At 70.4% G+C, this 13,837-nt stretch carries 15 protein-coding genes and 1 tRNA gene; 6 read left to right on the top strand and 10 right to left on the bottom strand.

The features are described from left to right. Position 1: 1 nt before the first annotated feature. Entirely contained in the window at positions 2–970 is a 969-nt protein-coding gene (locus P0L94_01485; GenBank protein ID WES64754.1) for a Rho termination factor N-terminal domain-containing protein, read from the bottom strand. Positions 971–1,169: 199 nt separating this feature from the next. On the opposite strand from P0L94_01485, the gene P0L94_01480 reads away from it, so the two are divergent. From P0L94_01480 to pstB, 4 genes are all read left to right on the top strand, one after another. Next, positions 1,170–2,270 (top strand): phosphate ABC transporter substrate-binding protein PstS, encoded by a 1,101-nt coding sequence (locus P0L94_01480; protein ID WES64753.1) that lies wholly within the window; start codon positions 1,170–1,172, stop codon positions 2,268–2,270. A 129-nt stretch (positions 2,271–2,399) separates the two neighbouring features. Continuing rightward, entirely contained in the window at positions 2,400–3,389 is a 990-nt protein-coding gene (pstC, locus tag P0L94_01475) for a phosphate ABC transporter permease subunit PstC (GenBank protein ID WES64752.1), read from the top strand. 1 nt (position 3,390) lies between these two features. Continuing rightward, positions 3,391–4,482 carry a phosphate ABC transporter permease PstA gene (pstA, locus tag P0L94_01470; GenBank protein ID WES64751.1) on the top strand — a complete coding sequence of 364 codons (1,092 nt, stop codon included), beginning with the start codon at positions 3,391–3,393 and terminating at the stop codon, positions 4,480–4,482. A gap of 27 nt (positions 4,483–4,509) precedes the next feature. After that, a complete protein-coding gene (pstB, locus tag P0L94_01465; GenBank protein ID WES64750.1) occupies positions 4,510–5,289 on the top strand; it encodes a phosphate ABC transporter ATP-binding protein PstB in 780 nt (259 codons plus the stop codon). A gap of 33 nt (positions 5,290–5,322) precedes the next feature. On the opposite strand, the gene P0L94_01460 is transcribed toward pstB, so the two are convergent. The 3 genes from P0L94_01460 to P0L94_01450 all read right to left on the bottom strand — a co-directional run bounded on the left by P0L94_01460 (position 5,323) and on the right by P0L94_01450 (position 7,814). Then, entirely contained in the window at positions 5,323–6,207 is an 885-nt protein-coding gene (locus P0L94_01460; GenBank protein WES64749.1) for an aminotransferase class IV, read from the bottom strand. Positions 6,208–6,517: 310 nt separating this feature from the next. Next, complete coding sequence (locus P0L94_01455; protein WES64748.1) at positions 6,518–7,156, bottom strand: hypothetical protein; 639 nt, start codon at positions 7,154–7,156, stop codon at positions 6,518–6,520. 46 nt (positions 7,157–7,202) lie between these two features. Next, positions 7,203–7,814, bottom strand: coding sequence for an anti-sigma factor (locus tag P0L94_01450; GenBank protein ID WES64747.1), 612 nt, complete (start codon positions 7,812–7,814; stop codon positions 7,203–7,205). Positions 7,815–7,951: 137 nt separating this feature from the next. Between P0L94_01450 and P0L94_01445 the strand changes: the two genes are divergently transcribed. Together P0L94_01445 and P0L94_01440 are read left to right on the top strand one after the other, a co-directional pair. Next, positions 7,952–9,403 carry a protein kinase gene (locus P0L94_01445; GenBank protein WES64746.1) on the top strand — a complete coding sequence of 484 codons (1,452 nt, stop codon included), beginning with the start codon at positions 7,952–7,954 and terminating at the stop codon, positions 9,401–9,403. 51 nt (positions 9,404–9,454) lie between these two features. Further along, positions 9,455–9,530, top strand: a tRNA-Lys gene (locus P0L94_01440). Positions 9,531–9,626: 96 nt separating this feature from the next. Here the strand turns inward: P0L94_01440 and P0L94_01435 are convergent. Genes P0L94_01435 through P0L94_01410 form a run of 6 tightly spaced genes read right to left on the bottom strand, consistent with a single transcriptional unit; the run spans position 9,627 to position 13,747 of the window. Beyond that, positions 9,627–10,496 (bottom strand): metal ABC transporter permease, encoded by an 870-nt coding sequence (locus P0L94_01435; GenBank protein ID WES64745.1) that lies wholly within the window; start codon positions 10,494–10,496, stop codon positions 9,627–9,629. Then, the gene (locus P0L94_01430) at positions 10,493–11,233 is read right to left on the bottom strand and encodes a metal ABC transporter ATP-binding protein (GenBank protein ID WES64744.1); all 741 of its coding nucleotides are present in this window, start codon (positions 11,231–11,233) and stop codon (positions 10,493–10,495) included. Before P0L94_01430 ends, P0L94_01435 begins: the two co-directional genes overlap by 4 nt. Beyond that, complete coding sequence (locus tag P0L94_01425) at positions 11,230–12,162, bottom strand: metal ABC transporter substrate-binding protein (GenBank protein WES64743.1); 933 nt, start codon at positions 12,160–12,162, stop codon at positions 11,230–11,232. Before P0L94_01425 ends, P0L94_01430 begins: the two co-directional genes overlap by 4 nt. Positions 12,163–12,201: 39 nt before the next feature. Next, entirely contained in the window at positions 12,202–12,900 is a 699-nt protein-coding gene (locus P0L94_01420; protein WES64742.1) for a CoA pyrophosphatase, read from the bottom strand. 2 nt (positions 12,901–12,902) lie between these two features. Beyond that, complete coding sequence (locus tag P0L94_01415; protein WES64741.1) at positions 12,903–13,166, bottom strand: hypothetical protein; 264 nt, start codon at positions 13,164–13,166, stop codon at positions 12,903–12,905. Further along, positions 13,163–13,747, bottom strand: coding sequence for an isochorismatase family protein (locus P0L94_01410; protein ID WES64740.1), 585 nt, complete (start codon positions 13,745–13,747; stop codon positions 13,163–13,165). Before P0L94_01410 ends, P0L94_01415 begins: the two co-directional genes overlap by 4 nt. Between the last annotated feature and the right edge of the window lie 90 nt (positions 13,748–13,837).

The following is a 13,837-nucleotide window of genomic DNA, read 5'->3' as shown; positions in this document are numbered from 1 at the left end:
GTCAGCCGAGGAGTTCGATCAGCTCTGCCTTCGTCAGGCGCGAGTACCCCGTCTTGCCGAGTTCGCGCGCGCGGGCCCGCAGCTGCGCCACGGTCAGGGCGGCGAGGTCGTCGGTCGCCGGCGCGGGAGTCGACGTGGGCTTCGTGGTCGGCTGCGACTTCGGTGCCGCCGTCGGCTTCGGAACTGCCTTCGGCTTCGGAACTGCCTTCGGCTTCGCAGCCGCCTTCGGCTTCGCAGCCGCCTTCGGCTTCGCAGCTGCCTTCGGCTTCGGCTTCGGCTTCGGCTTCGGAGCAGGCTTCGGCTCGGGTGCAGGCTTGGGCTCGGACTCCGGTGCAGGCTTGGGCTCGGACTCCGGTGCAGGCTTGGGCTCGGACTCCGGCTCCGGCGCGGTCCCCGGTTCGGCGGCGGTCTCCGGTTCGGCGGAATCCTCGGGTGCGGCGGCGGTCTCCGGTTCGGCGGCGGTCTCCGGTGCGGCGGCGGTCTCCCGTGCGGTGGAAGCCTCGGGTGTGGTGTCGGCTGTCAGCTCCTCGGCGAGCGCGGCCTCCGCGGCCTCGGCTTCGCGCTCGGCCGCATCCGCCGCCCTCGCGGCCTTCTTCGCCGCCTTCTTCATGGCCTTGGCCTCGGCCTTCCGCGCGGCGGCATCCGCCTCGGCGCGCTCGGCGTCGACGGCGACCACCTCGGCGGCCGCCTGCAGGCGCGCCTTGCGCTCGGCCTTCTCGACCGTCAGACGCGTCGCGCGGCGCAGCCGGTCGGCGACGGAGCCGGCGAACTTGGCGATCCGCTTGGGGTGCTTGCGCACCTTCTTCTTGGACACATCCGCCGCCTCGGCAGCCTCGTCCGCCAGGCCCTTCAGCTTCCGTGACGGCTTGGGGGGAAGCGCCTTGGCCGCCTTCTTCGCCTTCTTCGCCGCAGCGGCGGCATCCTCCATCGCGTCGTACGCCTTGCGCTCGGCCTTGCTCGTCTTCGCCATGGCACCAAGGCTAGAGGCCGGGAGCCGCCGAAACACGATCCGAACCGATTCGATGCCCGGAAATCCGGGCCTTGCGAATGCAGGGTGCGTTCACCTTCCGTTCACCCTCACAGCGCAGTCTCTTAACGATGCGCACTTAGCGTCACATCGAACCCTGCACCGGGTACCCGATATCCCTGACAATCGAAGGATTCACACTGTGAAGATTTCCCGCATCGCCCAGGTGGGCGCTCTCGCCGCTGTCGCGGCCCTCACGCTCGCCGGCTGCACCGCGGCCAACGAGTCGACCGATGGCGGCACCACCGACGGCGGTTCGACGCTGTCCGGCGTGCTCGACGCCACCGGCGCTTCGTCGCAGACCGCGGGCCAGGAGGCCTGGGTCGCCGGCTTCCAGAGCGCCAACCCCGACGTCACCGTCAACTACGAGCCCACCGGCTCCGGCACCGGCCGCGAGAACTTCATCGCGGGCGCCAGCAACTTCATCGGCTCGGACCGCGCGTTCAACGAGGAGGAGCTCGCAGGCTCCTTCGGCGCGTGCGCCGCGGACGGCGAGGCCGGCATCGTCCAGCTTCCGCTGTACATCTCGCCGATCGCCGTCGCCTTCAACCTCGAGGGCATCGACTCGCTGAACATGACCGCCGACACCATCGCGGGCATCTTCGCCGAGGAGATCACCAACTGGAACGATGAGGCCATCGCCGCCGACAACCCCGACGTCGAGCTGCCCGACCTCCCGATCTCGCCGGTGCACCGCGCCGACGACTCGGGCACGACCGACACCTTCACGCTGTACCTCTCCGAGGCAGCGCCCGACGTCTGGACCTACGAGGCCGACGGCGTGTGGCCGCTCGAGAGCGGCGAGTCGGCGCAGGGCACCTCGGGTGTCGTCGACGCGACCCGCAACGGCGACGGCACGATCGTCTACGCCGACGCGTCGCAGGTCGGCGACCTCGGCACCGTCTCGGTGGGCGTGGGCGGCGAGTTCGTCCCCTACTCGGCCGAGGCCGCCGCGATGATCATCGACTCGTCGCCGTTCCTCTACGACCCGGCCGAGGGTGACCTGTCGCTCGAGGTGGACTACACCACCGCCGAGGCCGGCGTGTACCCGATCGCCCTGGTCAGCTACCTCATCGCCTGCAAGGAGTACGAGGACGCGAACATCGCCGAGCTCGTTTCGGCGTACTTCACCTACATGGCCAGCGCCGAGGGCCAGCAGGCCGCTGCCGAGAACGCCGGCTCGGCTCCGATCTCGGACTCGCTGCGCGAGCAGGTCGACGCCGCGATCGCGCTGATCGGCTGAAGCTGAACATTGACTGTTCTCGCCCTGCCCGGAGCATGATGGATGCATCGGGCAGGGCGGGTTCAGCGAAGGAGCCGCCCCCGCGGCGGAGCCTCCGCTGAGCCGACAGGTCTCACAGTAAGGAAACACATGGCGACGACCAGCACGGACTCCCCCACCCGAGGATCCGCACCCGAACAGCCGCCGACTCCCTCGCGACGCACCACCCGCAAGCGTCCGGGCGACGTCGCGTTCTCGAGCACCGCCCTGGCTGCCGGCATCACAATCCTGGTCGTCCTCGCCGCGGTGCTCGTCTTCCTCGTCGCCGAGAGCATCCCCGCCTTCACCGGCGATCCCGCCGAGAACCCGATCCTCCACGGCGAGTCCTTCCTCGCCTACGTGTGGCCGCTCATCTTCGGCACGATCTGGTCGTCGATCCTCGCGCTGATCATGGCGACGCCCCTCGCCATCGGCATCGCCCTGTTCATCTCGCACTACGCGCCGCGCCGCGCGGCATCCGTCCTCGGCTACATCATCGACCTGCTCGCCGCCGTCCCCTCGGTCGTGTTCGGACTCTGGGGCGGCATCGTGCTGTCGGGCATGGTTCAGCCGCTCTACGTGTGGCTCAACGAGAACCTGGGCTGGATTCCGCTGTTCAGCGGGCAGGTCTCGGCGACCGGCCGCACGATCCTCACCGCGGCGATCGTGCTCGCGGTCATGATCCTGCCGATCATGACCGCTATCAGCCGCGAGGTGTTCCTGCAGACGCCGACGCTCCACGAGGAGGCGGCCCTCGCCCTCGGCGCGACGCGGTGGGAGATGATCAAGATGGCCGTCTTCCCGTTCGCGCGCGGCGGCATGGTCTCGGCCGCGATGCTCGGCCTCGGACGCGCGCTCGGCGAGACGATGGCTGTGACGATGGTGCTGTCGGTCTCGGGCGCCGTGACGTTCGAGCTGCTGACCTCCACCAACCCGACGCCGATCCCGGCGAACATCGCGCTGCGCTTCCCCGAGGCCTACGGCGACGGCGTGAGCGTGCTCATCGGCACCGGCCTGGTGCTGTTCGTCCTGACGTTCGCCGTGAACGCCCTCGCCCGCTGGATCGTCTCGCGGCGTGCCGAGTTCTCTGGAGCCAACTGACATGACCTCCACCACTGTCGCGCCGCCCAGTCAGGCGCTCTCGCTCACCGCCGGCCGGCTGCCGAAGTGGGCTCCGTGGGGCCTGCTCGCGCTGTCGCTGGCCATCATGGCGACCGTCTTCGGCATCCTGAACGTCGGGAACCCGATGGCGGACTTCAACATCGCCGGCACGGTCTTCCTCGCGGCGATCTTCTACATGATCGCCATCTACGTCGTCTCCTCGATCGTCGAGGGTCGCCGCAAGGGCGTCGACCGGTTCCTGACGGCCCTGGTGACGTCGGCCTTCGCGATCGCGCTGCTCCCGCTCATCTCCGTCGTCTGGACGGTGATCGCCAACGGCGTCGCGCGCTTCGACGCGGAGTACTTCACGTACACGATGCGCAACATCGTCGGCGAGGGCGGCGGCGCGTACCACGCGATCGTCGGCACGCTGCTGATCACGCTGGCGGCGACCGTCATCTCGGTCCCGATCGGCCTCATGACCTCGATCTACCTCGTCGAGTACGGCGCGGGCAAGAAGCTGGCCAAGGCCATCACGTTCTTCGTCGACGTCATGACCGGCATCCCGTCGATCGTGGCGGGTCTGTTCGCCTACGCCGCGTTCGTGATCTTCTTCGGCCCGGGCATCTCGATGGGCATCATGGGCGCCGTCGCGCTCAGCGTGCTGATGATCCCGGTGGTCGTGCGCTCCTCCGAGGAGATGCTGCGTCTGGTGCCGAACGAGCTGCGCGAGGCGTCCTACGCCCTCGGCGTGCCGAAGTGGCTGACGATCGTCAAGGTCGTGCTGCCGACCTCGATCGCCGGCATCACGACCGGCGTCATGCTCGCCATCGCCCGCGTCATCGGCGAGACCGCGCCGCTGCTGCTGACCGCCGGCTACACGCAGAGCCTGAACTGGAACCTGTTCGACGGCAACATGATGACGCTGCCGGTGTTCGTCTACAACCAGTACATGAACCAGGGCACCAACCCCGATTCCGCCATCGCTCGCGCATGGACGGGTGCCCTGGTCCTCATCATCATCGTCATGCTGCTGAACCTGGTCGCCCGCATGGTCGCGAAGTACTTCGCGCCCAAGACCGGCCGCCGCTGACCCGACAGCCCGAAAGAAAGATCCCCAGTGTCCAAGAGCATCGAAGTCAACGACCTCAACGTCTTCTACGGCGACTTCCTCGCCGTGGAGGGCGTCTCGATGAGCATCGAGCCGCGCAGCGTCACGGCGTTCATCGGCCCGTCCGGCTGCGGCAAGTCCACGTTCCTGCGCACCCTGAACCGCATGCACGAGGTCATCCCGGGCGCCCGCGTCGAGGGTGAAGTGCTGCTGGACGGTGAGGACCTGTACGGCTCGAACGTCGACCCCGTGCTGGTTCGCCGCCAGATCGGCATGGTCTTCCAGCGCCCGAACCCGTTCCCGACGATGTCCATCAAGGAGAACGTGCTGGCGGGCGTCAAGCTCAACAACAAGCGCATGGCCAAGTCCGACGCCGACGACCTGGTCGAGAAGAGCCTGCAGGGCGCGAACCTGTGGAACGAGGTCAAGGACCGCCTCGACAAGCCCGGCTCGGGGCTGTCGGGCGGCCAGCAGCAGCGTCTGTGCATCGCGCGAGCCATCGCGGTCTCGCCCCAGGTCATCCTGATGGACGAGCCCTGCTCGGCGCTCGACCCGATCTCGACCTACGCGATCGAGGAGCTCATCGGCGAGCTGAAGAACGACTACACCGTCGTCATCGTCACGCACAACATGCAGCAGGCCTCGCGCGTGAGCGACAAGACGGCGTTCTTCAACATCGCCGGCACCGGCAAGCCCGGCAAGCTCATCGAGTACGACGCGACGAAGACGATCTTCACCACCCCGTCCGTCCAGGCCACCGAGGACTACGTCTCCGGCCGCTTCGGCTGATCCGCCCGCCGGGCATGTGCCCGGCGATGCCGGTCAGTCCCGCGGGCTCAGCAGGTACGCGTTCATCGCGGCGGTGAGGTCCGCGTCCACGGCCATCGGAGCGCCGTCGATCGCGGTGACGGGCGCGGCGAGGCGCACGCTCGACACGAGCCAGGCGGCATCCGCCTCGCCGAGGGCGCTGACCGGCAGGGTCTCGTACCCCGTCGCGTGCCCCTGGCGCGAGAGTTCGTCGAAGAGGCTCATCTGGGTCGTCCCGTGCAGGATGCCCGCCCCCGGCGCCGGCGTGAGGAATCGTCCGTCGATCCGCAGGATGAGCGACGACGTCGGTCCCTCGAGCAGGTACCCGTCGCTCGAGACGAACACGGCGTCGTCGGCGCCGCGGCGGCGCGCCTCGCGGATCGCAGCCATGTTGACGGCGTACGACAGCGTCTTGGCGCCGAGCAGCAGCCACGGCGCACGGGCCGGGGCCTCGCTGTCGAACCCGCGGTCCAGGGTCACGACGCGGATGCCGCGGGTGCGCGGAACCGAGAAGTCGGCGGCCTCGGCCACCGTGATCCACGCCGTCGGCGCGGGGCCGTGCTCGACACCCCGGCTGAGGATGAGCTTCATGACCGACTCCCCTGCCGGGGCCTCCGCCGCCGCCGCGACGACGGCCTGCCGCCACTGCTCTCGATGCGGCACGGGAAGGTCGCACAGGACCGCGGAGTGCGCGAGCCGGTCGAGGTGGGCTTCGACCTCCTGCGGATGGCCGTCGACCATGCCGATCGACTCGAAGATCCCGTCACCGCGCTGGGTGCTGAGCTCTCCGACGCTGAGCGCCGGGGCCGCGGGGTCGATCGGGGTGAAGGTGGAGCCGAAATGGATGCGCGGATCGTTCTCCGCGACCGGCTCGATCACGAGCGCATGCCGCCAGGTCATTCCTCGAGCCTAGCCCGGCGGCGGCTCCCGCGCCCGGCACGCCCGGGGGGATTCCGCCTCTGGGAATCGGCGCAGAGATCGCGCGGGATTCCGGGTGCATCCGGCATCCGGGAATGCACGCCCGGGAACCGCCGTTACACTGGTTCGTGCCGGGCCGCAGTAACCCCGGGCTCCAACTTCTGCCGCTGCGAGCGGCCTCACGCCGAGAGGCGTTCTGCGGCCCGGCACCTACTTCTCTCCGACGAAGACGCCGTCCCGTTCCCGGGCATGGCAGAGACCGTCGCCGGCGATGCGCCGCCCCGGGAGCGCCTCAGGCCAGCGCGTCGCGGCGCCACAGCGCGGCGCACGCCGACAGGTCGGTCGCGTAGTCCGTGAGCCGCAGGGCGCGGGTCGTCAGCTCGCTGGAGCGCTCGGGCTCGGTACGCTCGTGATCGTCGGCGAGGTGGGTCGCTCCGGATGCCTGAACGCGGCAGAACGAGGCTGCACGGTCCAGCGCCACGGCGAAGTCCCCGTCGAACACGCCCCGCATGATGGCATCGATCAGGGCGACCAGCTCGTCGGGTCCGGCGGGTGTCGGGGCGCCGGCCACCAGGTCGTCCGGCGAGCGGAGCTCGACGCGGCCGCGCTCGTACAGCAGAGCAGCCGTGCGCGGGTCGTGGTGGATCATCAGCTGCAGCAGGTACAGCCGCCACAGGGCGCCAGGGAGCGTCTTGGCCGGCGACCGCGACCACAGCTCGGCGATGTCGTCGATGCCGTGGCTGTCGGTGAAGGCGACGAGGCGCTCGATGACGCGCGCGTCGGGCTCGGCGCGCACGCGCGAGAGCAGCGCCTGCGCCGTGGAATGGGCGACGCGCGAGACCTCGGCCGGGTCCTCGGCGGCGAACAGTCGGTCGAAGAGCTCGGCCGGGCGGCGCACGGGCTTGTGGAATCCTCGGGACGCGTCGCTCACCCCATCCAGGGTACCCGCGGACGGACCGTGCTCCGCCCGGACGGCGTCAGGAGGTGGGGATGGTGACGACGGCGTCTCCGCTGCGCTCGTCCGGGGCCTCGGAACCGGATTCGATCGTGAGCGCGATGAGATCGCCGGCTTCGACACCCTGATCGAGCTGCACCACGACCTCACGGCCGTCGACCGCGAACTGCGCGACGACGGTGTCGGAAGCGCCGCGCGTGAGCCACAGAGCGAAGGTCTCGCCCTCGTCGAGTGCCGGCAGATCCTCCGAGAAGAACACCGCCGTCCCGAGGGATTCCGACCACGCGACCGTCGCCGTGCCGCCCTCGACGAGCTCGGCCGTCATCGACTGCTCGTCGGCCGAGGCCTCGATGTCGGCGAGGGCCACTTCGGCGGGCGACCGCATGAGGTAGTCGTTGAGCCGTGCGGCGCCGAAGCCGAGTCCGACGAGGAGGATGAGCGCGACGGCGAACGCGATCAGGCCGCGCGTCCAGTTGCGTCGCGACACCGCCTGGATGACGGATGTCGTCGGCGCGGGCTCCGCCGCGGGCGCCTGGCTCGGCGGATCGCTCTCGGGATCCGCCGGCTGCTCGTCCGGCGGATCGGCCTCGAGGTCGACCCGCGGATCGCTCGGCTGCGGCTCCTGTTCGCTCACGTATCCCCCCGTCCGTGCCGGCCGCCCCCGCGCGCCGGTCGCATCCCTTCCAGCATGCACCATGCATTCGCGAAGCACCTTTCTGCACCACCGTCAAGCCCCCGGGACGTCCAGGCGGTCCCGGATACCCTCGCCGGATGACGACACCCGTGAGTCTCGGCCACACCACCGGCGAGGTGCTCGACGGCCGCTACCGGCTGGTCGACCGCATCGGCGAGGGCGGCATGGCCCGCGTCTACCGCGCCGAGGACCTGCACCTCGAACGCACCGTCGCCGTCAAGATCATGCGCGGCCCGGCCTCGGAGCTCGGGTCCATCGAGCGGGCCCGGTCGGAGACGACGCTGCTGGCCTCACTGAACCACCACGCCCTGGTGACGCTCTACGACGCGGAGCTGTCGAGCGACAACGTCACCTACCTCGTGATGGAGCACGTCGACGGCATCACGCTGCGCGATCTCATCGCGCGCGGTCCCGTCGATCCCGCCACGACGGCGAAGCTCGCGGCGGAGCTGGCGGAGGCGCTGCACGTCGCGCACTCGGCCGGCGTCGTCCACCGCGACATCAAGCCCTCGAACGTGCTGCTGTCGCCGTCGCCGGTGCCCGGAGCGCCGTGGCGACCCAAGCTCGCGGACTTCGGCATCGCGTACCTGCTCGACTCGCCCCGCGTGACCACGCCCGGGCTCATGGTGGGGACCATCGCCTATCTCGCGCCCGAGCAGGCCGACGGCGCGGCGCCGGCACCGCCCGCAGATGTGTACTCGCTCGGGATCATGCTCATCGAGGCGCTGAGCGGCGCGCGGCCGTTCCCGCACGCCGAGGGCATCGGGGCTCTGCTCGCACGGATGTCGACACCGCCGCCGATCCCCGAATCGCTGCCCGAGCAGTGGCGCCAGCTGCTGCGCGGCATGACCGCACAGCGTCCCGACGATCGTCCGACCGCGCTCGAGGTCGCGACGACCGCGTCTCAGCTCGCCGGGAGGACGGATGCCGCCGCCGCGGTCTCCGTCCCGGTGATCGACGTGACGACGGCCGCCGTCGCCGCTCCGCTCCTGTCGGAGACGATCGCGGGCAGCCGGAACCTGCCGGAGCCGACGCGAGCCTCACGATCGCCGGCACCCGAGTCGCCCACCGAGCGCACCGCGGTCCTGCCGCCTCTCCCGCCTGCTCCTCCCCTGGCGACGGACGTCGCGCCGCCTGAGCCGGGAGCTCCGCGCGCACAGGCGGCCACAGGCCCGCGCCGCGTCTCTCTGGTCGCGGTCGTCCTCGTCGGCGCGCTGCTGGCCGCGGCCGCGGTCCTCTTCGGGGTCTGGAGCAGCGCGTCCGCCACGGGACCGGAGCGCGCGGTCACGCGAACCCAGGCGCCCGCACCGACGACCGCACCGACGACCGCACCGGCCGAGGACACCGAGTCGACCAGCGCCGACGAGCCGGCCGACACCAGCGCGCCCGCCGACACGACGAGCGGCACAGGCGGATCCCCCGCGGGCGGCGGCAGCGGGGGCTCGAACCCGAACAGCGGCCCCGGAAACAACAACGGCGGCGGCAACGGGAACGGAAAGGGCGGCGGCAACGGGAACGGAAACGGCTGAGCCGACGCGTGGCGATCCCGGCTCGCCGGCGGCATTAGGCTTGAGCGTCGAGGGCCTCTAGCTCAGTCGGTAGAGCATCGGACTTTTAATCCGCGGGTCGTGGGTTCGAGCCCCACGGGGCCCACCACACGCGAACACCGCACTTCTCATCCGCGGGTCGTGGGTTCGAGCCCCACGGGGCCCACCACACGCGAACATGGCGTTTCTCATCCGCATGACGCGGTCATCGCTCACCGACAGCCACGGCGCGGCGGGTCGAGAGCCGCTTGCCGAGAAGGCCGTGCCGGGGGCTGAAGACGTAGACGAGGGCGAACACGACGCCCTGCACGACCACGACGAGACCACCCGAGGCGGCATCGAGCCAATAGCTCAGGTAGATCCCGACGACCGAGCTGAGGGCCGACAGCACCGGGGCGATGATCAGCATCCGTCCGAATCGATCCGTCAGCAGATATGCGGTGGCGCCCGGGATGATGAGCATCGCGACCACCAGGATGACGCCCACCACCTGCAGGGCCACGACGGACGTCAGAGCGAGCACACCGAGCAGGAGCGCGCCGAGCAGGCGCGGCGACAGGCCGATCGCATGCGCATGCGTCGGGTCGAACGCGTACAGGGTGAGATCGCGGCGCTTGATGATCAGGACGGCGAACGCGACGGCGGCGAGCGCGCCGATCTGGATGAGCTCCGCCTGAGAGACCCCGAGGATGTTGCCGAAGATGATGTGGTTGAGATCGGTCTGACTCGGCGTGACGGAGATGAGCACGAGGCCGAACGCGAACAGCGTCGTGAAGACGATCCCGATCGCGGCGTCCTCTTTCACGCGACTCGTGCCGCGGATGGCGCCGATGAGGGCGACGGCGAGGAAGCCGAACACGAGGGCGCCGATCGCGAAGGGCGCCCCGAACACGTAGGCGAGCACGACGCCCGGCAGCACCGAATGCGACACGGCGTCACCCATGAGCGACCAGCCCACGAGAACCAGCCAGCACGACAGCACCGCGCACACCACCGCGGCGACCACCGTCGTCGCGATCGCCCGGATCATGAACTCGTACTGGAGCGGCTCCAGCAGCAGGTCGAGGATGCTCACGCCGCGTTCCCCGCGTCGAACACGTCGAGCCCGAAGGCCCGGGCGAGGTTCTCGGGCTCGAGCGCCGCCGCCACCGAACCATGGAACAGGATGCGATGGCGCAGCAGCACAGCCTCGTCGGCCAGGTTCGGGAGGGCGTGGAGGTCGTGGGTCGACACGAGCACGGCGGTGCCGTCCGCGGCGAGTTCCTTCAGCAGCCGCACGATCGTCGCCTCCGAGCGCTTGTCCACTCCGGCGAACGGCTCGTCCAGCAGGAGGATGGCAGCATCCTGCGCGATGCAGCGGGCGACGAACGCGCGCTTGCGCTGACCTCCCGACAGCCGGCCGATCTGCCGGTCGGCGAGGTCGGTCAGCCCGACGCGCTCGAGCGCCCGCTCGACCGCGTCGCGGTCGGCCGGGCGCGGGCGCCGGGTGATGCCGAGGTGCCCGTATCGCCCCATCATGACGACGTCGCGCACCGACACCGGGAAGGCCCAGTCGACCTCCTCGCTCTGCGGCACATAGCCGACCAGACCGCGCCGGCGAGCGCGCGCAGGGTCGGTCCCGCCCAGGTGCACCGACCCGCGGTCGGGACGGATGAGCCCCATGATCGACTTGAAGAGGGTCGACTTGCCCGAGCCGTTCATGCCGATGAGGCCCGTCACGCGCCCGTGGGCGACGGTGAGTGACACACCGTCCAGCGCGACCACCTCGCCGTAGCGGACGGAGACGTCCTCTGCCTCGATCGCCGCCGTCACGACCCCGACCCCGTCAGCCCGGCGACGATGACCTCGGCGTCGTAGCGGATGAGCTCGAGGTAGGTCGGCACCGGCCCGCCTTCTTCGGAGAGCGAGTCGACGTACAGGGTGCCTCCGAAGACGGCATCCGTCCCCTCGACGACCTGCTGCATCGGCTTGTCGGACACCGTCGACTCGCAGAAGACGGCCGGCACGTCGTTGGCGTCGACGAACTCGATCGCCGCCGCGATCTGCTGGGGGGTCGCCTGCTGCTCGGCGTTGACCGGCCAGATGTAGGCCTCGGCCAGCCCGGCGTCGCGGGCCAGGTACGAGAACGCGCCTTCGCACGTGACCAGCGCGCGCTGGTTCTCGGGGAGCGCGCTGAGCGCCGCGACGAGATCGTCGTGAACCCGCTGCAGCTCGGCCTTGTACGCGTCGGCGTTCGCCGAGAAGTCGTCGGCGTGCTCGGGCGAGAGATCGGCGAACGCCTCGGCCATCCGGTCGACGTAGACCCGCGCATTGACCGGGCTCATCCACGCGTGCGGATTCGGCAGCCCCGCGTACGCGTCTGCGGCGATGTCGATGACCTCCACACCGTCGGACACCACGACGTGCGGCGCATCGGCGGTCTCGACGAACTGAGCGAACCAGGCCTCGAGATTCAGCCCGTTGTCCAGGATGAGGTCGGCCTCACTCGCTCGCGCGATGTCGCCCGGCGTCGGCTCGTAGCCGTGGATCTCGGCTCCGACCTTCGTGATCGAGGCCACCTCGAGATGCTCGCCCGCCACGTTCCGGGCGATGTCGGCGAGGACGGTGAAGGTGGTGAGCACGACGGGGCGCTCGTCGCCGGTCGCCGCCGCGTCGTCGGACGCCGCGCACGCGGTCACGGCCGCGGCGGCCAGCGCGGTCGCCGCGAGCGCGATCGGGATACGGAGAGAATTCTTCGGCACGCCGAGAAACTATCTTTTCGGCGCCCCGAAAACAAGCGCTCAGGTGTTGACGCCGTCCCCCGTCGGGCGGTCGATCACGCGGTGCACATCCCACGGCTCGTCCCAGCCGAGCTCCTCGAACATGCGCGAGAGGACGATCGCGGTGAAGCCCCACACGGTGCGACCGCCGACGGCGAACGCCGGTGCGCGGTGGAGGGAGCCGCCGAGGGGATGCTCGGTGCTGCCGCGGTTGGCGGGGTCGAGGAGGTCGGCCACCGGCACCCGGAACACGTCGACGGACTCGGCGTGGTCGACGGCGGCGACCTCGCTCGGACGCGTCCACCACGCCGGCACCGGGGTGACGATGTGGTTGCTCACCGGCACCGGGATCGCCGGAAGTGTCCCCAGCGGGTCGACGCCGGTCGGATCGACCCCGGTCTCCTCAGCGGCCTCGCGCAGCGCTGCGGCGATGGGGCCGCCGTCGGAGTCCTCGATGCGTCCGCCCGGGAACGCGATCTGCCCGGGATGGCTGCCGAGCGTCGCCGCCCGGCGCAGCAGCAGCACGTCGAGGTCTCGCCCCACGGGGCCCGGGACGGCCGCGGGGACGTCGTCCAGCACGCCGAACAGCACCAGGACGGCGGCGGGGCGCCCGCTTCCCGCGTTCGGGTACGCGCGACGGATGCCCGAGCGCCAGTCCATCCCCCGGGCGCACAGCTGCTCGAGCTCGGCGCGGGCGGTCATCATCGATGCGGCCGGCATGTCTACATTCCGTTCAGTGCGAAGTACAGCGAGATGAGCGTGGCGGCCCCGCCGATGACGAGTCCGGCGGCGGCCGGCATCCGTCCCACGCGGTAGACGCGCCACCAGTACCAGCCGACGCCGCTCAGGATCACCGCGACGACGCCCACCACGAAGCTCGCAGGGAAGCTGAAGACGCCGAGGACGATCGCGACGGCGGCCGCGATCAGGCCCGCGAGGCCGAACGGGTTGCTGCGGACATCGCGTGCCTCGGGGCCGCGGTTCACGACTCCGACGCGTCCGCGAGCTCGGCACCCGCGTGGGCGAGCTCGGCCAGCGCGGCGTCGCTGCTCTCGGGGGCGACGCCGGCGATGAGGTGGGTGAGCACGCGCACGTGACGACCGTGCTCGACGGCATCGAGGGCCGACGCGCGCACGCAGTAGTCCGTGGCGATGCCGGTGACGTCGACGTGCACGACGCCGTGCTCTTCGAGGAGGCTCGAGACCTTCCTCCCGTCGTCGGTGACGCCCTCGAAGAGGGAGTACGCGGGAACACCCTGCCCCTTCTTCACGTGGTGCGTCACGGCGTCGGTCACCAGTCTCGGGTGGTACTCGGCTCCGGGTGTGCCGGCGACGCAGTGCACGGGCCACGTGTCGACGAAGTCGGGCTCGCCCGCGGCGAAGTGCCCGCCGTTGTCGTTGTCCGCGTCGTGCCAGTCGCGCGACGCGACGATGAGGACGTACTCGCTCGCATGGGCCTCCAGGTACAGGGAGATGCCCTCGGCGACGGCTTCGCCGCCGTTTACGCCGAGCGCGCCCCCTTCGGTGAAGTCGTTCTGGACGTCGACGATGAACAGCGCCTTGCTCATGCTTCGAGGGTACGCCCGTCCGCGGGCGACGTCTGCGCGCGCGGCCGGTCTGAGCCGACCGTCAGGCATCGGTCACCCGACCCGCTCGGC

The organism is Microbacter sp. GSS18 (assembly GCA_029319145.1).
Taxonomy (GTDB): domain Bacteria; phylum Actinomycetota; class Actinomycetes; order Actinomycetales; family Microbacteriaceae; genus Microbacterium.
The sequence above is the reverse complement of the archived record's forward strand: the minus strand, read 5'-3'. Positions and strand labels throughout refer to the sequence as shown.